This is a genomic window from Xanthomonas sp. NCPPB 4467 (assembly GCF_041475665.2).
In the GTDB taxonomy this organism is placed as follows: domain Bacteria; phylum Pseudomonadota; class Gammaproteobacteria; order Xanthomonadales; family Xanthomonadaceae; genus Xanthomonas; species Xanthomonas dyei.
Map to the genome: position 1 here is coordinate 1616061 of NZ_CM191260.1, position 20022 is coordinate 1636082.

The following is a 20022-nucleotide window of genomic DNA, read 5'->3' on the forward strand; positions in this document are numbered from 1 at the left end:
TTTGTATTCGAGTGTGAAGAAAACGTTTTCACCAGAGTGCAGCTATGGCACCATGCGCGGCCCGTTGCACTGTGCATCGGATCACAAACACCGCTGACTGCTCGTACTGGAGAACCACGATGGAATGGATGTTGTTGCCGCTCAAGCGTTACGCCGACTTCGAAGGTCGCTCGCGTCGCAAGGAATACTGGATGTTCATGCTGCTGCAGGTGATCGTTCTGGTGGTGCTGGGCATCATGTTTGGTATCGCAGCGGCGGTGATGGGGGGCGAAAACGGCCCCGGTCCGCTGGCATGGGTGGTCGGTGCCATCATGGCGATCTTCGTGTTGGCGCTGATCGTGCCCAGCATTGCCGTGACCGTGCGCCGGCTGCACGACCAGGGCAAGTCGGGCTGGTTCTACCTGATCAGCTTCGTGCCTTACGTCGGCGGGTTTATCGTGCTCGTGTTCATGTGCCTGGAAGGCACGCCGGGCCCGAACCAGTACGGCGAGAGCCCGAAGCAGTAATCGCTTCGCACAAAGTGGATTGAACGATGGCGCAGGGCTTTCCTGCGCCATCGTCGTTTAGGTGGTTTGGAGCGGCTGGCAACGCGTCGCGTGCGCTCGTGAGGTGTGCATAGACCTCACGCCGGGGCCGCATTGCAAGCGCGCTATCTCACGATTTCGCTTGCAGCCAGCCCAGGGCGAGCCATCTGGCGCGTGGCAGATCGAGCACTTCGCATCCCAGCATGGACATGCAACGTGTCGCATCTGCATCAAGCCGGCTCCTGCCTGGCGACGACGCAGGCGTTCTGTTGGCAGCTCTTGGTTTCTGCAGCGGGCGAGATGCTCCGGTGCAGCGCCTCATCGCAATCGGTTGTAAGGGTGCCTGTGTCAGGCGTCTGTTGCTCATGCAACTGGGGCGAAAAGCATTCTAAAGATCGCAAGTTGCTTCGACCGGCTGTTTGCCAACTTGGCGGAGTGCATGAAAAGTGGACCGGTCTGGATTTACTATTCGCAGCCTGAGCTGCAGCCGATCCCCACTTTAGTTGATTCAACTTGGTTAAGTTGAACTAAATAGTTCGATAATGGACTTAATTGGGTGATTCAAACGCGCTGAAACCGGCAAGTGGCGGGCGCATGGCGCCATGGCAAGCCGGCGCAGGCCGCTAGCGTCACGATCGGCAACGCACTTACTTCGATAAGTGCATTGCTCTGGATTAGATCACTGCCCAATCATCGCTCAGCAAGCGGCCGCGTGGTTTCCGGCGCTGGGACTTGCGCTTTTGCCCAGCGTCAGCGGGTCCTTGTTCTGTAACGCAAGCTCCAGCTTGTAGCCATGCGAATACACGGTTCTGATGCGGACCACTCCGCTGTGGTTGCACAGCTGCAATTTTTTGCGCAGCTTGTAGATGTGCTGCTCCATGGTGCGGTCGGTGAACTCGGTGTGGCTGCCCCAGACCGCCTTGGCAAGCTGGCAGCGGCGGAAACAGACGCCGGGGCTAGAAAACAGCAGCCAGGCAATCGAGAACTCGCGTGCGGTGAGCACGATCGGCTTGCCGTGCAGGTAAACCGTGTTTTCTTCGCGGATCAGCTGGTACGGGCCGACGGTGAGGTGTTGCGATTCCTGGCAGGTCTCGGCGGCGGGAGAGATCGCCAATGCCGCCCGCACCTGCAGTTCGCAAGAGTTGAATGGTAGCGCTAGCACTTCCTGCGCACCCGCTTGGTACCAGGCCAGGATGTCGTCGGGGCAGTCGAACCGCCCCAGCACGATCAGCGGTGTGGGATGGCCACTGTGGCAGCGATGCCAGGCCAGGACCGAGCTATCGTCCGAAGCGACGCAGCTTGCATCGAATATCAGCAGGTCGCATGGCGAATGCCGCAAGCAGCGCAACAGCTCCAACTCATCGGAAAACACCGCCAATTGCGGTGCCAACGAGGCCAGGCTCGCGTTGACCTGCGATGTCAGACGGGCGTCCTGGGTCAACAGGAACGCCGACCCATGCTTGCCGGGAGAGGAGGCGGGCATCATCCGGCCTTCCCATGACGGCACACGTACCAGTCGTGTGTGGGATGCCGGTGACGGGCGGCAGGCGCCGCTACAAAATCCACAGATAGAGATAAGTGCATTGCCATACCATCCGGCTGCGAAGGGGGGGGAGGGTCTGACCGAGGTCGGACGAATGGTATGTACCATTCCCGCGGTAGAAAGTTTCATTGCCGCGTACTTTTCTTCGGGTTTGGGTCCGCGCGCTTTAACTTGCGCTCATCTACACGTCACCGAGCTCTTACGCATTGGGTATGTGGGTGTGCGTATCTACGCATATGCAGACAGCGTGCCTGGACATGTTTGTTGGCGCGGTGCGCGGAAATTGGTTGGAAAGGTCTAGACCAAGGTATTGCGATTACGGCGAGCGCTGCGCTCGCAGGGAATAGGTCCAGCGAGCAGGTAACACGAAAGTTACTTTGGTTATGAGTCGGGCGTGTGCGCAGCAGCGTGGCCACGGTCGGTCCATCGTGCTGACCGCAATTGAGCCAAATACCCCAAAATCTGCGTTCAGGCCGTGCGTTGGCAGACGTTGCCTGAAGACGCCGCGCTTGCCTGGTGATGCCGCAACCGCAACCAGCGTCCAGACGGTGGGGAATGTCTATCGCTGGACACTGCATGCGCTGTGCAAAATGGAATGCCGCATATGCAAAACGCACGGCGGAAGTATTGGAAGACAGAGTGAGATTTTTTGATTTTTGCGGTGCTCGCAGGTGGGAAATTCCATTGGATCCGCTGCATACAATCGTTTGCGCCAGCGAGACCGGCGCATGTTTGTTTTTGCTCGCCCCCCTCAGAGAGAGCCCGGCATGATCCTTTCAACCTACTTCGCAGCGATTTCTGCGTTGTCTTACGCAGATCGTCTTCCTACCTATACAAGCAGGATGCTGGTTGGTGCCTGGCCGCAAGGTCTGCAACATCTTCAACAACGCCGTGATGGCCAGGCAACGCCCGACGGCCCCGACGATGAGGTCAGCCTGCTGGGAGCCAGCGGCGATGCCTTGTTGATTCTCGAATACCAGGAAGAGGCCGAAGACGCCTACCGCCAAGCATTGAAGGCAATGCGCGGCCATCAGCGGCAGCTGCGGCTGCTCTCGTGCCGCAATACTGCCTGGTTGATGCTGAGCCAGCGGCGTTTGAGCGCGGCGCTGAACTGCTTTGCGCAGCTTGCGATGGACCGCGACACACCGGCCTGCCTGTGTGGCGAAGGTCTGCTAGGCAAGGCGCTGACCCACTTCCACCTCGGCCAGAGCACCTTGGCCCTGCAGACGCTGGAACGTGCGCGTGAGGCGCTGTCCGAGCTGGAAACCGGTGCGTCCGACTGGTTGCGCATCGCCACCGCGCTGCGTCTGGACATGATTGCCCAGCTGCGTATCCGTCGCGCCGACCGCATGAGCGACCATGTGTTCTGGCAGGCCACGCTGCGCCAGGAAGATGCGGCGCATGCCTTCGAGCCCAGCGAGCTGCGTGCCTGCATCGCCGATCTGGCCGAAAGCATGCCGGTGCTGGCACAGCGGATGCGGCATGTCCGCAACCTGCTGCGGATCGCTGGTGGCGATACTTTTGGGTTCGACGCGCAGATCGATGCGCTGCCGGCCGCGGCAACCGGTTGCCCGCCCTGCGCGCGCCAGGATGCGCAGGTGGAGCTGGCGCTGGCCGCACTGGCAGTTGGCCGCGCCGATCTGGCCGAGCGTGCCCTGGCCGGTGCCGGCCGTCACCATGCGCCGCGCTGGAACCTGGAGTTCGAGTACTGCCAGGCCAAGATCAGCCAGGCGCTAGGCCGGACCGAACAGGCCCTGCTGCTGTACAACCGCTACGCGCTGGGCGCGGTGCAATGCCTGCGCAGCGAAGTGCAGGCGCCACGCCTGCTGGAAAGCGGCACCCCGGCGCACGTCAGCGACGATATCTCCGCGCGCCTGCCGGCCAAGTACCGCCGTGCCTACGGTTACATGATCACCAACGCGCACCGCTCGGACCTGTCGATCAACGAAGTAGCCGCCCAGATCGGAGTGACCGGGCGCGCGTTGCAGCAGGCATTCAAGTCGGCCACCGGGCTGTCCCCGACCCAGGTGCTGCGGCGTTACCGCATGCAGAGCATCCGCGACGAGTTGTTGGCCGAAGGCGGTTGCGGCAGCGTGTTGCAGGCGGCTAGCCGTTGGGGCGTTGGCAGCCGTTCAGCGCTGGCCAAAGGCTACCGCCAGCATTTCAATGAGGCACCGATGGAGACCCTGCAACGCTAGTCCACAGCGCCACGCCCCGGCATGCACGCCGGGCCGTGGCGCATCGTTTCCAACGGCCCGATTCAGGCGCAGTCCGCCGTAGGAACGCAGCTGTACGCACGCTGGAGCAGAAGCCGAAGTGAGACGTGCGTCCAGGAAGGCTTGCGGCTATCCTTGCTGGCTCGCACTGCCACCCAGGAGGCGCGTCCGAGGATGGGCGTGGCCGCCAAGGAAACGACGACGATCATGCAAGATCACATCTCCGAGGCGACGGACGCCTCACAGATCCGCCGCGCCGGCGTCGATCTCAATGGACTGATGTCCGTTCTCAGCAAACACTTATACTCCACACCAGTGGTCGCGCTGCGCGAGCTGGTGCAGAACGCGCACGACTCTATCCTGCGGCGCCGCTTGGAACAGCCCGATTGGCAAGGCGAATCGCGCATCCATGTGCATGGCGATCCGGCCCAGGGCATCGTGCGCATCACCGATACCGGTGCCGGGCTCACCCAGCAGGAAATCCACGATTTTCTGGCCACCGTGGGCGTGGGTTACACCCGTGGGCTGCGTCAGGGTGGGCACGAAGACAGCGGCCTGATCGGGATGTTCGGGTTGGGTTTTTTGTCGGCCTTCGTGCTGGCGCGGCGCGTTACCGTGCGCACCACCTCGTACCAGAACCCGACGTTGGGCCATTGCTACATCTCCAGCAATGCCGAGCACTACACGGTCAGCCCGATCCCGGCGCGCGCGCAGGTGGGCACCGAGGTGGTGCTGGAACTGCACGACCAGTATCTGGCACTGGCGCATGACGCGCGCCTGCACGAGATCCTGTCGCGCTACTGCGCGTTGTTGCGCGAGCCGATCTGGGTCGGTGCCGATGCGCAGCCGATCAATCCAGAGCCGCCACCGTGGCGCATGGACGATGCGGTACCGTTGCATCCGGTGCAGGCATGGCGTCGGCAACGCGAGTTTGCGGCGCGCTTCGAACGCAATTTCGAGCCGCTGTGCTGCATGCCGGTACGCGCCGCCGACGGCAGCGATGCGGTCGGCCTGTTGTGGGTGCAGGACGGCGCCACCTACGGCACCAGCGATAACCGCAATCTGTCGGTGTTCCTGCGTGGCATGTTGCTGGACGACAATGCGCGCGAATTGCTGCCGCCATGGGCCGGTTTCATCGGCGGGGTGATCGAATCCAACCGTTTGACGCCGACCGCGAGCCGCGAGGATCTGCAGCGCGATGCGGTGTATAGCTCGGTGCAGCACGCCTTGTCCGAAGCCCTGGTGCAGGGCCTGGCGGAGGTGGCGCGGCAACAGCCCGAAGCCTGGCGTCGCATCCTGTTGCGGCATAACGAGGCCTTGCTGGGTGCGGCGCTGTGCGATGAGCGCTTGTTTGACCTGCTACTGGAACATGTGCGCGTGCCGACCTCGCAAGGCGACCTGCCGGCGCAGCAGCTACCGGCACGTGGCGCGGTGCACGTGATCCTGGACAGCGACAGCGGTTTCGAGGAAATGCTGTTCCGTGCGATGGGCGTGCCGGTGGCGTACGGAAACCGCTACGCGGTAGTGCCGTTTCTGCGTCGCTGGGCGCAGGCCAAGGGCGTGCGCCTGGTCGAGCTGGGCACCGAGCATGGCAACCGCCAGTTGTTCCATCTCGATACGTTGCCGGCCGACGAACTGGCGTGGCTGGAACAGCATCTGGGCGATGGCGAGGCATTGGTTCCGGCGCGTTTCAGCCCCGAAGAGCTACCGCTGGTGTTGGTGCCCGACCGCGAGGCGGAACTCAAACGCCGGCTGGAGCAGGACGAAAACGACAAGCGTGTGTCCACTGCAGCGCTACGGCTGGCGCGGCAGTTCACCGCGCGGATCGAAGCGCGTCAAACCCAGCGGCTGTATCTCAATCTCGACAATCCTGCGCTGCAGGAATTGCTGGCCGCACAGCGTGCCGGCAACCCGCAGGCCGCGGTCGCCGCACGCTTGCTGCGCTCGCTCAAGGTGATCGTGTCTGCACAAGGACGCGCGCAGCCGCAGACCGGCGGCGCCGAATCGGGCGGTTCGGATCTCAATAAGGCGTTCGGCGATTTTGCCGATGCCGTGACCCAATTGCTGGCGCGCTGAGCGCTGCATACGAGGAACAACGCAATGGAAATCTGGAACTGGGTGGAGAAGCTGCAGGATGATCTGGGCGAAGCCGGGCAGCCGCAAAATGCGCAGCTGCTGACGCGCCTGACCGACCATATCTGCGATCTGCAGATCGAGCGTGCCGAAGCGCTGTTGCCCGAGGCGCGTGCGCTGGGCAAGACGCTGGCCAACCCCTGGCTGGAAGTGTTTGTCGGCCATTGGGAAATGCGCAACCGGGTCGGCAATCTGTGCGAAGGCGAGCGCGCGCTGGGCGATGCGGTGGCGCTGTTCGAGCGCGCGCATCGCGCCGATGCGGTGGAGTGCCCGCAATCGGTGTGTGTCACCCAGGATCTGGCGGCCTGCTACGCCAACATCGATGGCCCGGGCTGGGTGCAAGAGCGCATCGAAGTCTGCGATGAAACCCTGGGCCGCATCGACCCGAGTTGGTCGTGCTACCAGTGCCTGAGCTGCGAAAAAGCCGATGCCTTGCTCGACGATGGCCGTGGCGATGCGGCGCTGAGCTATCTGGAGCAGCAGTCGCAGACCATCGTGGCGCACGGCGGCCAGATCTACGACGGCGTGCCGGACATGCGGATCTCGATCCTGCTGTCGTTGGGACGCGCAGCCGATGCCCTGGCGCTGATCGAACAGCGCGAAGTCGAGGCCGCGCGCGAGGGCGCGGAGTGGGCCAACTGCAGTCAACCGCGTCGCCTGCAGAAGGCGCGTGCGCTGGCGCTGTTGCAGCGCGATGAAGAAGCCATGGATGCATTGCTGCCGTGGCGCGAAGTGGCGCCACGCTATCGCCTGCATTGGTTGCGCGCGGTGGCGGTGCTGGCCTCGCGCACGCCCGAGCGCAACACCTGGGACCTGGGCAGCCGCCTGCAGGTGATGTTGGATCATTACGCGCAGGTCGGTGCGCATCGCATCCTGATCGAGGCCGCCGAACTCGCGATCGATCTGGCGCTGCAGCGCGGTGCGGTATGGACCGCACGCCGGCATCTGATGCTTGCGCGTGCGCATGTGCCCAAGTTGCGGCAGGACCGTGGCGCTACCCAAGCGTTGGATGGCTGGGCTGCGCGCATCGCATCCGCATCGGCGGGCGAAGATGCACCGGTGCCGGCCGCGCAATTGCTGGAATGGTTGAACGCGCAGGGCGACGATGCGGTGCGCAATCCCGAGCGCGAAGCGCAATGGTTGCTGCAGGCGGTGGCCGAGCTGCCGGACGATGCCGAGCTGGTCGATACCGCGGCATCCGCATTGAGCGCCTGCGCCGCAGACGAGCAAGCGATTGCGCTGCTGTGGGCGTTCGTGGAGCGGCATGCCGACCGCGAAACCAGCCCCACCTTCCGCCTGATGAATCTGTTGCTGGGCCGTGGCGATGACGCCGGTGTACGCCGTCTGGCGTTGCTGTATCGGCCGCAGGTACCGGTGGTGGCGTTGTGGTGCGAGGCCCAGCTTGCGCAGCGGTTGGCCGATTGGCCGGCGCTGGAACAGGCATGCACGGCGCTGCTGGAGCTGTCGCCCGGCTCGCATGGTGCGCGCGGGCTGCTGGCGCGCATGTACCTCAATACAGGCCGTTTTGCCGAGGCGGCCGATGTCTACCGCCAACTGATCGCGCTGATGGACGAGCCGCGTTCGGCGCATTGGGACCATATGACCGCCGCCAGTGCCGCGCAGGATTGGGATGCCGTGCGTACCTCTGCTGCCGCGATCGGCATGGAGTTGAGCAGCACCAGTGGCGTTGTCGAAGAAGACTGGGGTTGGGTGATCGTACGGTGTGTAGACGACGGCGAAGTGGCCGAGTACTACGCACGCCGCACCGGTCCGGTGACCGCGCGCATCATCGAAAACGCACCGGCCCATCGCCGTCAGCATGTGGGCGACTGGGTGGTGTTCGATGCGGACCTGTTGTATCCGGCACCGGAGGACGAGGCCGAGCGCGCGCGCTTCGTGCCGACCTATGCGCAGGTGCATGTGCTGCAAACCGGCGGCTATGGCAGCAGCTGGCTGGTGGACGGCGTGCACCCCGGCGACGAGGTGATCGAGGCGATGCGCACGGATATGGAGACACGCGGCTGGAAGATGTGGCTGCATAGTCGCGACGACTATCGCGTGGTCGACCCGGATCATCCGGATGCGTTCGACCCGGAGGATGCAACGTCCGGACTGCCGGGCGTGCTGTTCACCGTGGCGCTTCCGGAGAACGTCGCGCCGCAGGAACTGCATCGCGTGCTGCGATGTACGACTTCGCGCTGGTCGCATCCGATGTGCTGGCTGCGGCTGGCCGAAGCCTGCGAGCAGGACACCCGCCCGCATCTGGAAGCGGTTGAGCGTTACGGGCTTTAAGGCGGCGTGACGCCGCAGGGATTGGGAATTCGGGATCGGCGTGCTGTGTTGCACGCCGTCCGTACCGTCGGCGGGGACGTGCGAAGGTGCGTTGATTGCCGCGCGTGCAACGATTGCAGTGGGGTGGGGCACATCGTTCGTCTGAGCAATACGTTGCCGCGTTCGCGGCAACGCAGTCCGTGTTCGATCAGCTGCGGTTGCCTTGGCGTTCCAGCCAATGCGCGGATGATGGCGGCAGCTTGCTGAAGCCCGCGCTGCGCTCCACAGGCCCACGCCTATGCGTTTGATTCACGCGAAGGCGAGTGTCTTCGATCGCACCGCAATGGCGCCAGGCGCGCTTTTCAGGCGCGTGCGCTCACCCGCATGACCTGTGCGACAACGCAGCGGGCGCTGCAATGCTGCGACATGCAGCTTCTGAGCAGCCGGCACGAGTCCTTGCTCAGATACACGCACCCGTAACCACTGACGCACGCGTACTTGCCGCCTGCGGATGTTCGATACCAAACAGCCCACTGCCTGCAGCTGGCCCCCAATCCCGATCGCCAATCCCAACGACGTGTCCCGGCGCACGTTCGGTACTTGCGCGGCAATGTCAAACTGCAGGCGGTAGCGTCCTCTGACCGCTACAGGTTTGGTTGCTGGTTGCCGAAACTGAATTGCTTTACTCTGCTGCGCATCGGCGTAGGGCGCGCGCCGCGCCGCCCAAGGCGCAGTCCAGCCCGCATGCCAGCTTCTCTTCTTATCTTCTTTGGCGGGTGATCTCATGGTGGCATTGCAGCAGCGCTCGATCGACGCGATCCGTGGCCAGGAAGCCGCGTTGTTGGCTGCGTGGTTGGGCTCAGGCCTCGGCAACGATGCGCGCATTTCTACGCAGGATCTGCAGGCCCAGGGCGCGGACTTCCTGCGGTTGCTGGCCGCCGCGTTGAAGGACGATGGCAGCAGTCTGGAGAGCGCCGAGTGGAGCGAGGTGCGTCGCTTCCTGGAGAACCTGTCGCGCGACCGCGCCACCCGCGGCTTCGATTCCCAGGAAACCGCCAACTTCATTTTTTCGCTCAAGCGCGTGTTGTTCGAGCTGGTGCAGCGCGAATACGCCAATACTCCGGAAGACCTCGCACAGCAGCTTTGGGCGCTGTCCGAACTGCTGGACCGCCTGGGCCTGTATACCGTCAAGGCATTTCAGAAGACCCGCGAAGACATCATCGCGCGCCAGCAGGAAGAGATGCTCGAGCTGTCCACCCCGGTGGTCAAATTATGGGAAGGCGTGTTGGCGCTGCCGATGATCGGCACGCTGGATTCGCAGCGCACCCAGGTGGTGATGGAATCGCTGCTGCAGCGCATTGTCGATACCGGCTCGGAGATCGCCATCATCGACATCACCGGCGTGCCCACCGTGGACACGCTGGTCGCGCAGCATTTGCTCAAGACCGTCACCGCGATCCGGCTGATGGGCGCCGACGCCATCATCAGCGGCGTGCGCCCGCAGATTGCGCAGACCATCGTGCATCTGGGGCTGGATCTGCAGGGTATCGTGACCAAGGCCAATCTGGCCGATGCGTTGGCACTGGCGCTCAAGCGCACCGGCGTGATCGTGAGCAAGGCGCTCTGACATGGAGCGCATCCCGATCCTGCGGATGGGCAATCTGTTGCTGGTCACCATCCAGGTGGACATGCACGACCAGCTCGCGCTGCAGCTACAGGAAGATCTGTCGGAAAAGATCAGCCTCACCTCCGCGCGTGGTGTGCTGATCGACATCTCCGCACTGGATATCGTCGACTCGTTCATCGGCCGCATGATCAGCACCATCTCCGGGCTGGCGACGCTGATGGGCGCCCGCACCGTGGTGGTGGGCATGCAACCGGCGGTGGCGATCACCCTGGTGGAACTGGGGCTGACCTTGCCGTCGGTGCGCACGGCGCTCGATGTCGAACGCGGCATGCGGCTGTTGCAGCAACCCGACCCCGCATCATGACCACCGGCTCGCAACCGGTCCGCACCGAGCAGGACGTGGTGCTGGCGCGTCAGACGGTGCGCAAGCTGGTGGTGCAATGCGGCCTGCGCCTGGTCGACCAGACCAAGCTGGTCACCGCCGCCAGCGAGCTGGCGCGCAACACCGTGATCTACGGTGGTGGTGGCGACATGGACTGGGCGCTGGTGGAAAGCGGCATCCGCAAGGGCGTGCAGCTGACCTTCCGCGACGAAGGCCCGGGCATCCCCAATCTGGATCTGGCACTCACCGACGGCTGGACCTCCGGCAGCGGGTTGGGGCTGGGCCTGTCCGGCAGCCGGCGGCTGGTGGACGACTTTGTGCTGGACACTGCGGCCGGCAAGGGCACGCGCATTACCATCACCAAATGGAAGTGAATGTTGCCGGTGCACTTACCCAGGTCATCCGCGTCGAAGAAGTGACACAGGTGGGGCAGGTGCGCCGCGATGCGGTGGCGCTTGCGCAAGCCAGTGGCTTCGACGAAGGCGCCTGCGGCCGCGTTGCGCTGGTCGCGACCGAGCTGTGTACCAATCTGCTCAACCACGCTGGCGGCGGGCAGATCCAGCTGTGCAGCGTGGCCGGTCGCCACGGCATCGGCGTGGAGCTGTGTGCGCTCGATCACGGCCCGGGCTTCGTGCTCGCCGATTGCCTGCCTGATGGCTATTCCACCGGCAGCACGCCCGGCAATGGCTTGGGCGCGGTGCGGCGGCATGCGGCGCTGCTGGATGCCTATTCGGACCGCACCGGTGCGGTGGTGCTGGCGCGCGTCTATGCCGATGCAAACACCACGCCCGATCTGCCGTATGGCGCCATCCGGCTGCCGCTGCATAGCGAAGTGGTGTGCGGCGATGCCTGGCATCTGGCGATCGATACGCAGCACGTCACCGTCACCCTGATCGATGGGCTGGGCCACGGTCCGGGCGCGGCCGATGCCGCCGATGCCGGCACCCGCATTGCCGCCACTACCAGTGGCGAACCCGACGCACGTCTCGCGCTGCTGCATGCCGGCATGACCGGCAGCCGTGGCGGCGCGACCGCGGTGATGCAGTTCGACGCCAGCAGCGGGCAGGTGCGCTTTGCCGGCGTCGGCAACATCGCCGCAGCCTTGTGCGACGGCGATGGTGTGCGCGGCATGCCCTCGCATCCGGGCATCGTCGGCGTGCAGTTTCGTAGCGCCAGGCCGTTCGATTTTCCGCAGGCCGCAGGCAAACTGTTGGTCATGCACAGCGACGGCCTGCAGACGCGCTGGAACCTGCGCGATCACGCCGGGCTGTTGTCGCGCCATCCACGCATCATTGCGGCGGTGCTGCTACGCGATTACGCGCGCGGCCGCGACGATGCGTGCGTTTTCGTCATGCGCCTGGGAGGCATGCAATGAACGCATCCGATGCAGGGCCGGGCAGCGCTTCGATGACCGAACTTGCGACCCTGCGCGAGCAGAACCAGGCGCTGCGCGAGGAACTGGAAGAAACCAACCAGGGCGTGCTGGCGTTGTATGCCGAGCTCGACCAGCAGGCCGAACAGCTGCGCGAGGTGTCCGAGCTCAAGAGCCGCTTCCTGTCGTACATGAGTCATGAGTTCCGCACCCCGTTGGGCTCGATCCTGAGCATCACCCGGCTGCTGGAAGACGGCATGGACGGGCCGCTCAACGACGAGCAACTCAAGCAGGTGCGCTTTGTCAGCGCGTCGGCACGCGAACTCACCGACATGGTCGACGACCTGCTGGATCTAGCCAAGATCGAAGCCGGGCGGGTGACCATTTCGCCGGGCTGGTTCGACTTGATGGACCTGTTCGCAGCGTTGCGAGGCATGTTTCGCCCGCTGACCGATGTGGGCACCACCACGCTGATCTTCGAAGATCCGCCGGTGCTGCCGATGCTCTACACCGACGACAAGAAACTGGCGCAGATCCTGCGCAACTTCATTTCCAATGCGCTCAAATTCACCCCGCACGGCCACGTGCGCGTGCTGGCGCAGATGGAAGGCGACGACCACGTGCGCTTCAGCGTGCAGGACACCGGTATCGGCATCGCGCCCGAGCTTCACGACGCCTTGTTCGAGGATTTTGTACAGGTGGACTCGCCGCTACAGAAGCGCCTGACCGGCACCGGACTGGGGTTGGCGATCTGCAAGCGGTTTGCCGAATTGCTTGGCGGACGGGTGGGCATCAACAGCGTGGTCGGGCAGGGTTCGGAATTTTTCGTGGTCCTGCCGGTGACGTTGGCAGCGGAGAAGGCACTTGAGCAGTAAGCAGCACATTCTGGTCGTCGACGACAACGCGGTGACGCGCTATTCGGTGCGGCGCGTGCTCGAGCATCACCGCTTTGTGGTCGAAGAAGCCGGCACCGGCACCGAAGGCCTGAACAAGCTGGCGATGCAGACCTTTGCCGGTGTGGTGCTGGACGTCAATCTGCCGGACATGAGCGGCTTCGACATCGTGCGTAGCCTGCGTGCCGAGCCGCGCACCGCGTTGTTGCCGGTGGTACACGTGTCTGCCGCATCGATCGCCACCGGCGACATGATCACCGGTCTGGATGCCGGCGCCGATGCGTACCTGATCCATCCGGTCGACCCCAATGTGCTGGTCGCCACGCTGCGCACGCTGTTGCGCGCGCGCAATGCCGAAGACGCGTTGCGGGTCAGCGAGGCCCGCTTCCGCGAGATCTTCGAGCACATCAGCGCGCCGATCGCCGTGGTCGATGCCGCGCTGCACACCCATGAACGCAACGCGGCGTTTCAGCGCCTGATCGGCGACGCCACGCCGGGTGATGCAATCCACGCTGCGGGGCTGGATCAAACGGCTACCGTGCAGGCGCTGACCAGCGCATTGGGGCAGCGCGAGCGCTGGAGCGGCATGCTGTCGATCCTGCGCGATGGCAAGCTGTGTGAGACCGAATGGCGGGTGTCGCCGTACCGCGAGCCGGATCTGGGCCTGCTGATGGTGGAAGACGTCACCGAGCGGCGCGAGCGCGAGCGCGAGCAGCGCCAGGAGCTGGATACCGCCACCACCGAACTGGCGCACCAGATCGCCGAACGCCAGCGCACCGAAATCCAGCTGTTGCAGGCGCAAAAGATGGAAGCGCTGGGTAAGCTCACCGGCGGCATCGCGCACGATTTCAATAACCTGTTGACCAGCATCATTTCCGGCCTGGACATGATCCAGCTGGCAGTGGAATCCAACCGGATCGAGCGCGTGCCGCGTCTGGCCGAGATTGCCACCGGTTCTGCGCATCGTGCTGCAGCGCTGACCCAGCGCATGCTCGCCTTTGCGCGCAAGCAATCGCTGGATGCGCAGCCATTCGACGTCAATCTGCGCGTGCGTTCGCTGGAAGACATGCTGCAACGCTCGATCGGCGAGAACATCGCCCTGGAGCTGGAACTTGCCGATGCCTCGCTGGTGGCCATTGCCGATGCCAACCAGCTCGAGAACGTGGTGCTCAATCTGGTGATCAACGCCCGCGATGCATTGCGCGGGCAGGGCACCATCCGCGTGCAGACCGCCGCCTACGTTGCGCACAACGATCCGGAACTGGACGATGGCGAGTACGTGGCAGTCAACGTGATCGACAATGGCAGCGGCATCGAGCCGGCCATCCTCAACCAGGTGTTCGAGCCGTTTTTCACCACCAAACCCATCGGCGAAGGCACCGGCCTGGGCTTGTCGATGACCTATGGCTTTGCGCGCCAATCCGGCGGTACTGCGCGTATCACCAGTGCGATCGGCCAGGGCACCACGGTGGCGTTGTTGCTGCCGCGGGGGCTTTCGGCAAGCGCGTTGCCGTCGCCAGCGGCGCCGACCACGCCACGGGCGCGTAACGCGCGCATTTTGTTGGTGGACGATACCGACGTGGTGCGCATGATGGTGAGCGAAGTGCTCAGCGACGCCGGCTATGAGGTGATCGAAGCCGAAGATGCCATTGGCGCGTTGGAGCAATTACGCACCGATGTGCAGATCGATCTGCTGGTGTCCGACGTCGGCCTGCCGGGCATGAACGGGCGCGACATGGCCGACGTGGCGCGCACGCTGCGTCCGGGGCTGCCGATTCTGTTCATCACCGGCTACGCAGAAAACGCGATCACGCGGCAGGAGTTCCTGGCCGACGGCATGGCCTTGCTGCCCAAGCCCTTCAGCCTCAACGATCTGCTCAATACGGTGGGGCAGATGCTCGACAGCAGCGTGCTGGGGCGCGCGTAACGCCTGTTGATTCGCGTACGGGTGGATGCGATGCGTCTACGGAGACAGAGACGGCGACGCTGCGGCACGACGCTGCTGTTGCGGCACTTGATGCGATAAATCGCATCCGCAGTAACGCGTTCGATCAGGCCTGCGCCAGGCGCAGACACCGCAAACAATAGTGCGCGCCGGTTTTCGCGTGCACTGCATGGGGCTGATTGCGCGGCAGTGCGGTGTACGTGTGTCGGCACTCAACGCGAATACGCGTACGGCCCGAACGTGGCGCCCAGAAAGCCGCCGGCCGTCTCGGTGCTGAGCAGTGTGGCGTCGCCCTGTTCGAGCAGCGTCTGCCACTGGCCGCTGCCCACTGCGTAATCCACATGCACCCGCGCGCCATCCAGCGCAAAGCGCAGCTGCACCGGTTGCGTTGCATCGGGCAGCGGTGCACGTGCCAGCACGGTGCCGATGCTTGGGTCCTGCAGGCCGGCGCGGCGATATAGCACCACCGACGCGCCGGCTTCATCGCGCACCAGCATGGCTGCCAAAAAGTGGCTTTCCTTGGCCACCAGCGCAAGGCCGGCCTGTTCGCCGGCCGCCAGCGCGCTGCCATCGACACTGGCCGCCAGCGTGGCGTGGTGATGTTGCAGGCGATGGCCCAGATACGCAGGTTGGCCGCGGCCGATGTCGCCCAGCGCGACCTGCGACGGGGTGATGCGCAACCCCTGCGGGCCGGGCAGGTACCACGGTTGGGTGGGCGGGTGGATGGTCATCCATTGCATCGGCACGCGCGCTTCCCGGAAGCGCTCGCTCCATTGCATCGGGCCGCTGGTGGGCAGGGTCTGGGTGCCGGCTGGCAATGCCGGGCGCGAGGCCACCGGCGGCACAGCGCTGCCATGCGGCACTACCTGCGGCCAGCCGTCGCGCCATTGCACCGGCAACAAGAAGGTTTCGCGGCCAAGCGCGTAGTGGTTGCCCTGATACGGACGGGTGCCCAGGAACACCGCCCACCAGCTGCCGTCCTTGAGCTCGACGAACTGCGCGTGCCCGGTGGAGGTGATCGGTGCGCTGCGGCTCGGGTCCAGGTCGCGCTGGGTCAGCACCGGATTGCCGCTCCAGGGCTCGTAGGGGCCGGTGATCTGGCGGCTTCGGTAGATCATCTGCGCATGCTGCTCGCCGGTGCCGCCTTCGGCCGCGGTGAGGTAGTAATAGCCATCGCGGCGGAACAGATGCGGGCCCTCGATGTGCTCGGGATTGGTGGCCGGTTGAAAGCCCGAATCCACGATCGCCTGACGGGTGCCGACCAACTTCATGCGGGTCAGGTCCAGCTGCTGCAGCCAGATGGCACGGTGTCCGTCGTAGCGCAGTTTGCCGGCGGGCACATCGTTGTTGACCAGCCAGGCGCTGCCGTCGTCATCGAAGAACAGCGACGGGTCGATGCCCTTGGCGTCGAGCCAGATGGGGCTGGACCACGGCCCGGCCGGATCGGTGGCGGTGATCAGAAAGTTGCCGCCATCGCAGTAAAAACAGGTGTTGGCGATGTAGAAGGTGCCGTCGTGGTGGCTGATGCTGGCGGCGAACAGGCCACGGGTCAGTTCGTCGCGGCCGTAGTCGATCTGGTCGGCGCGATCGATCGCGTTGCCGATCTGGTTCCAGTGCACCAGGTCGCTGCTCTTGAACACGGGCAGGCCGGGAAAATAGCCGAACGTGGAATTGACCAGATAAAAGTCGTCGCCGACCCTGATCGCGGACGGGTCCGGATAAAACCCGGCCACTACCGGATTGCGGTACTGCGCCTCGGTCGGCAACGGGCCGCCGTCATCGCCCTGGTAATCCACCTGAGTGATCAGTGCGCTGCCGGCGTAGGCCAGCTGACAACTCATGGCGGCCATCAGGCCCAGCATCCATCCGATTGGTTTCACGACAGTTTCCCCGATGCGCGCCACTGGCGTAGCGCCAGCTTCGCGGCAGCATGACAGCTCGCCGCCGGGCAGGGCATGACGTTTTGCCATGCCGCACGTGAGTGGCGGCATGGCTGTGCGCAATGTGGCCGGTGGGCGCTGATCGGTGCGCCTGCCACTTCGCTGCAACATTGCTGACATATCGTGCGCGCGGCGCCATGCGGCGCCTCCTTCTGGCAGACCCATGCCGAACGGACTCATCTTCGTGTCGTTACCCAAGGATCAACCCGCATGTCGTTGTACTCGTCTGTCTCTCCGTCGCTGAGGTCCGTTGTTGCGCATCTGGATGCGCGTGCACCGCAACGTACGCCGCTGGCACGCGCCTGCGCCGGTCTGCTGCTCGCCTCGATGGCCGCTGCCGCATCGGCCCAGCAAGCGCCGGCCAGCCAGGGCGAGGGCAGCCCCACCGCGCTGGACGCGGTCACCGTCACTGCCGAGCACCGCGAGCAGAACCTGCAGGAGGTGCCGGTGTCGGTGGGCGTGGTGCAGGGCGCGGCGATGCGCGAGTACACCGCCGGCGGCGACGACACCTTGCTGGCACTGTCCGGCCGCGTGCCGGGCTTCTACGCCGAGACCACGACCGGGCGCATCTTCCCGCGCTTCTATATTCGTGGCCTGGGCAATATCGACTTCTATCTGGGGGCTTCGCAGCCGGTGTCCATCATCCAGGACGATGTGGTGCTGGAGCACGTGGTACTCAAATCCAACCCGGTCTATGACGTGGACCAGGTCGAGGTGCTGCGCGGCCCGCAGGGCACCTTGTTCGGCCGCAACACCACCGCCGGCATCGTCAAGTTCGACACCGTCAAGCCCGGCGATACCTATACCGGCCGCGTCGACGCCAGCTACGGCAGCTACAACACGGTGTCGCTGGATGGCGGCTTCGGCGGGCCGATCAACGATGTGCTGTCGTTCCGCGTGTCGGCGTTGTACCAGCACCGCGACGACTGGGTGGACAACACCTTTGCCGGCAGCAGCGCCGATGGCACGCGCACCCCGCGCAAGGACGCGATGGGCGGCTACAACGACCGCAATGCGCGCCTGCAGGTGCTGCTCAAACCCAACGATGCGTTCTCGCTGCTGGGCTCGGTGCACACCCGCGACTACGACGGCACCTCCACGCTGTTCTTGCGCAATGCGGTGACGCGCGGCAGCGACAAGGTCGACGTGCCGCGCGACCGCGTGGCCTACGACGAAGCCAACGACAACCCGCAGGCCTACAAGACCGATGGCGGCTCGATCAAGGCGATCTACGATTTTGGCGGCGTCTCGCTGACCTCGATCACCGCTTACGAAACCACCTCCGGCTACAGCCGTGGCGACACCGATGGCGGTGCGGCGGCCAACTACCCGGTCAATGGCGTGCCGAACGGGTTCGGCCAATCGATGGGGCAGATTCGCGATCTGGATCAGTACACCCAGGAGCTGCGTCTGGCCAGCGAGGGCGACGACGCGCTGCAGTGGCAGGTGGGCGCGTTCTATTTCGATGGCCGCGACACCACCGATTTTTATCAGCGTGCGTATTTCCTGCGCACTGCCGCGCGCAATCCCAACAACTGGGTACGGCTGCGCAACACCAATACCTCGTGGGCCGGCTTCGGTCAGCTCAGCTACAAGGCCACCGATGCGCTGACGCTGACCGCTGGCATCCGCCAGACCAAGGACACCAAGCAAACCCGTCTGCTCAAGACCGCCGACACCGCGGCCGGTGCGGTGACCTACCGTGGCCGTCGCGATGTGCGCATGTCCGACACCCAGCCCAGCTGGGACCTGAGCGCGATGTATGAACTCAACCCGGACCTGAGCGTGTATGCACGCGTGGCACGCGGCTTCCGCGGCCCCACCATCCAGGGCCGCAGCGCGGTGTTCAATTCGGATTTCACCACCGCCGATTCGGAAACCATTCTGTCGTGGGAAGCCGGCATCAAGAGCAGCCTGTTCCAGAACCGGCTACGCCTGAATGTCAGCGGCTTCACCTACACCGTCGATGACATCCAGCTCAACGGCAACGATTCGGACGGCAACGGCGTGCTGTTCAATGCCGACAAGGCCAAGGCCTACGGTCTGGAAGCAGACCTGGATTGGCGCCCGATCTCCAACCTGTCGCTGACCGCGGGCCTGAGCCTGTTGCATAGCGAAATCAACGACAAGCGCGTGTTTGCGCAGGCCTGCGCGCTCAATGGCGTGGTGGTGTGCACGGTCAACGACCCCACCATCCGCGTCGGCGCCAACACCTTCGCGCAGATCGACGGCAACCCGCTGCCCAACGCGCCCAAGTACAACCTCAACCTGGCCGCGCGCTACGACATTCCGATGGGCAACGACGGCGCGTTTTTCGTGTCCACCGATTGGAACAAGCAGGGCGAGACCAGCTTTGTGCTGTACGACTCCACCGAGTTCCGTGCCGACGGCAACTTCGAAGGTGGCCTCAAGCTGGGCTACACCGGCGGCTACGGTGCATGGGAAGTGGCGGCATTCGCGCGCAACATCACCAACGAAAAGAACGTCAAGGGCGTGATCGAAAACTACATGGCGGCGGTGTACAACGAGCCGCGCATCGTGGGCGTGTCGGTCAACGTCAACTGGCAGTGATCGCCAGCTGATCCTCGGGGTGCGGCGTCCGCGTCGTCGCCGCGCCTGTATCGACAAAGGCCAGCTGCGTGCATGCGCAGCTGGCTTTTTATCAGCGGCTATCGAGCACCGAGCGCACCCAGCTGACGATCTGCGCGCTGCTGACCGCGCCGGAATGACGGCCGATCTCATGCCCGCCGCGGATGACCAGCAGGGTGGGGATGCTGCGGATACCAAAGCGCGTGCCCAGTGCAGGATGCAGATCGGTATCCACCTTGGCCAGCCGCACCTGCGGCTCCAGCGTCGCGGCGGCGGCTGCAAATTGCGGTGCCATGCTTAGGCACGGCGCGCACCACGGCGCCCAGAAATCCACCACCAGCGGTAGCTCGCTGCGCACGGCGTGCTTGTCGAAATCCGCCGCCGACAAGGTCACCGGCGCCCTCAGAAATAGCGGCCGATGGCAACTGCCGCAGTTGGGCGCATCGTGCAGGCGTGCGCGCGCAACGCGGTTCATGGCAGCGCAGTTCGGGCAGGCGATCAGCAACGGTGCGTCGGTCATGCGGTGGTCTCCGGTGGGCAAGCAGTGCAGTCGCTACGCCCAGACACCGCTGGCGGCGAATGCGGCT

The 20022-nt window shown here is 64.5% G+C and carries 15 protein-coding genes; 11 read left to right on the forward strand and 4 right to left on the reverse strand.

The window, feature by feature from the left end; genetic code table 11:
* Window positions 1-119: 119 nt before the first annotated feature.
* Window positions 120-506 carry a DUF805 domain-containing protein gene (locus ACCQ06_RS07030; RefSeq protein WP_104614133.1) on the forward strand — a complete coding sequence of 129 codons (387 nt, stop codon included), beginning with the start codon at window positions 120-122 and terminating at the stop codon, window positions 504-506.
* A 715-nt stretch (window positions 507-1221) separates the two neighbouring features.
* Here ACCQ06_RS07030 and ACCQ06_RS07035 read toward each other — a convergent pair.
* Window positions 1222-2010, reverse strand: coding sequence for a winged helix-turn-helix transcriptional regulator (locus tag ACCQ06_RS07035; RefSeq protein ID WP_104614132.1), 789 nt, complete (start codon window positions 2008-2010; stop codon window positions 1222-1224).
* Window positions 2011-2909: 899 nt separating this feature from the next.
* Here ACCQ06_RS07035 and ACCQ06_RS07040 point away from each other — a divergent pair.
* From ACCQ06_RS07040 to ACCQ06_RS07050, 3 genes are all read left to right on the forward strand, one after another.
* Entirely contained in the window at window positions 2910-4265 is a 1356-nt protein-coding gene (locus ACCQ06_RS07040) for a helix-turn-helix transcriptional regulator (RefSeq protein WP_211287622.1), read from the forward strand.
* A 225-nt stretch (window positions 4266-4490) separates the two neighbouring features.
* Window positions 4491-6359: an ATP-binding protein gene (locus ACCQ06_RS07045; protein ID WP_228322735.1), complete on the forward strand. Its 1869-nt coding sequence runs from the start codon at window positions 4491-4493 to the stop codon at window positions 6357-6359.
* A gap of 24 nt (window positions 6360-6383) precedes the next feature.
* The gene (locus tag ACCQ06_RS07050; protein WP_316691498.1) at window positions 6384-8708 is read left to right on the forward strand and encodes a tetratricopeptide repeat protein; all 2325 of its coding nucleotides are present in this window, start codon (window positions 6384-6386) and stop codon (window positions 8706-8708) included.
* A gap of 288 nt (window positions 8709-8996) precedes the next feature.
* Here ACCQ06_RS07050 and ACCQ06_RS07055 read toward each other — a convergent pair whose 3' ends face one another.
* Complete coding sequence (locus tag ACCQ06_RS07055; RefSeq protein WP_316691499.1) at window positions 8997-9473, reverse strand: hypothetical protein; 477 nt, start codon at window positions 9471-9473, stop codon at window positions 8997-8999.
* On the opposite strand from ACCQ06_RS07055, the gene ACCQ06_RS07060 reads away from it, so the two are divergent.
* Genes ACCQ06_RS07060 through ACCQ06_RS07085 form a run of 6 tightly spaced genes read left to right on the forward strand, consistent with a single transcriptional unit; the run spans window position 9472 to window position 14888 of the window.
* Complete coding sequence (locus ACCQ06_RS07060) at window positions 9472-10314, forward strand: STAS domain-containing protein (RefSeq protein ID WP_316691500.1); 843 nt, start codon at window positions 9472-9474, stop codon at window positions 10312-10314. The genes ACCQ06_RS07055 and ACCQ06_RS07060 overlap by 2 nt on opposite strands.
* 1 nt (window position 10315) lies before the next feature.
* On the forward strand, window positions 10316-10678 hold the full coding sequence (locus tag ACCQ06_RS07065) for an STAS domain-containing protein (RefSeq protein ID WP_104614129.1): 363 nt from the start codon (window positions 10316-10318) through the stop codon (window positions 10676-10678).
* Window positions 10675-11070 carry an ATP-binding protein gene (locus ACCQ06_RS07070; protein WP_104614128.1) on the forward strand — a complete coding sequence of 132 codons (396 nt, stop codon included), beginning with the start codon at window positions 10675-10677 and terminating at the stop codon, window positions 11068-11070. The genes ACCQ06_RS07065 and ACCQ06_RS07070 overlap by 4 nt, the downstream gene beginning before the upstream one ends.
* On the forward strand, window positions 11061-12071 hold the full coding sequence (locus ACCQ06_RS07075; RefSeq protein WP_228322732.1) for an ATP-binding protein: 1011 nt from the start codon (window positions 11061-11063) through the stop codon (window positions 12069-12071). The genes ACCQ06_RS07070 and ACCQ06_RS07075 overlap by 10 nt, the downstream gene beginning before the upstream one ends.
* The gene (locus ACCQ06_RS07080; protein WP_316691502.1) at window positions 12068-12943 is read left to right on the forward strand and encodes a sensor histidine kinase; all 876 of its coding nucleotides are present in this window, start codon (window positions 12068-12070) and stop codon (window positions 12941-12943) included. Before ACCQ06_RS07075 ends, ACCQ06_RS07080 begins: the two co-directional genes overlap by 4 nt.
* Complete coding sequence (locus tag ACCQ06_RS07085) at window positions 12933-14888, forward strand: PAS domain-containing hybrid sensor histidine kinase/response regulator (protein ID WP_228322731.1); 1956 nt, start codon at window positions 12933-12935, stop codon at window positions 14886-14888. The genes ACCQ06_RS07080 and ACCQ06_RS07085 overlap by 11 nt, the downstream gene beginning before the upstream one ends.
* 230 nt (window positions 14889-15118) lie before the next feature.
* On the opposite strand, the gene ACCQ06_RS07090 is transcribed toward ACCQ06_RS07085, so the two are convergent.
* The gene (locus tag ACCQ06_RS07090) at window positions 15119-16768 is read right to left on the reverse strand and encodes a glycoside hydrolase family 43 protein (RefSeq protein WP_316692514.1); all 1650 of its coding nucleotides are present in this window, start codon (window positions 16766-16768) and stop codon (window positions 15119-15121) included.
* Window positions 16769-17056: 288 nt separating this feature from the next.
* On the opposite strand from ACCQ06_RS07090, the gene ACCQ06_RS07095 reads away from it, so the two are divergent.
* A complete protein-coding gene (locus tag ACCQ06_RS07095) occupies window positions 17057-19417 on the forward strand; it encodes a TonB-dependent receptor (protein WP_228322730.1) in 2361 nt (786 codons plus the stop codon).
* A gap of 91 nt (window positions 19418-19508) precedes the next feature.
* Here ACCQ06_RS07095 and trxC read toward each other — a convergent pair whose 3' ends face one another.
* Entirely contained in the window at window positions 19509-19955 is a 447-nt protein-coding gene (gene trxC / locus ACCQ06_RS07100; RefSeq protein WP_316691505.1) for a thioredoxin TrxC, read from the reverse strand.
* Window positions 19956-20022 lie beyond the last annotated feature (67 nt).

Coding starts and splice junctions, on each gene's coding strand:
- ACCQ06_RS07030 (WP_104614133.1), top strand. CDS start 120: ATGGAATGGATGTTGTTGCCGCTCAAGCGTTACGCCGACTTCGAAGGT.
- ACCQ06_RS07035 (WP_104614132.1), bottom strand. CDS start 2,010: ATGATGCCCGCCTCCTCTCCCGGCAAGCATGGGTCGGCGTTCCTGTTG.
- ACCQ06_RS07040 (WP_211287622.1), top strand. CDS start 2,910: ATGCTGGTTGGTGCCTGGCCGCAAGGTCTGCAACATCTTCAACAACGC.
- ACCQ06_RS07045 (WP_228322735.1), top strand. CDS start 4,491: ATGCAAGATCACATCTCCGAGGCGACGGACGCCTCACAGATCCGCCGC.
- ACCQ06_RS07050 (WP_316691498.1), top strand. CDS start 6,384: ATGGAAATCTGGAACTGGGTGGAGAAGCTGCAGGATGATCTGGGCGAA.
- ACCQ06_RS07060 (WP_316691500.1), top strand. CDS start 9,472: ATGGTGGCATTGCAGCAGCGCTCGATCGACGCGATCCGTGGCCAGGAA.
- ACCQ06_RS07055 (WP_316691499.1), bottom strand. CDS start 9,473: ATGAGATCACCCGCCAAAGAAGATAAGAAGAGAAGCTGGCATGCGGGC.
- ACCQ06_RS07065 (WP_104614129.1), top strand. CDS start 10,316: ATGGAGCGCATCCCGATCCTGCGGATGGGCAATCTGTTGCTGGTCACC.
- ACCQ06_RS07070 (WP_104614128.1), top strand. CDS start 10,675: ATGACCACCGGCTCGCAACCGGTCCGCACCGAGCAGGACGTGGTGCTG.
- ACCQ06_RS07075 (WP_228322732.1), top strand. CDS start 11,061: ATGGAAGTGAATGTTGCCGGTGCACTTACCCAGGTCATCCGCGTCGAA.
- ACCQ06_RS07080 (WP_316691502.1), top strand. CDS start 12,068: ATGAACGCATCCGATGCAGGGCCGGGCAGCGCTTCGATGACCGAACTT.
- ACCQ06_RS07090 (WP_316692514.1), bottom strand. CDS start 16,768: ATGCTGGGCCTGATGGCCGCCATGAGTTGTCAGCTGGCCTACGCCGGC.
- ACCQ06_RS07095 (WP_228322730.1), top strand. CDS start 17,057: ATGTCGTTGTACTCGTCTGTCTCTCCGTCGCTGAGGTCCGTTGTTGCG.
- trxC (WP_316691505.1), bottom strand. CDS start 19,955: ATGACCGACGCACCGTTGCTGATCGCCTGCCCGAACTGCGCTGCCATG.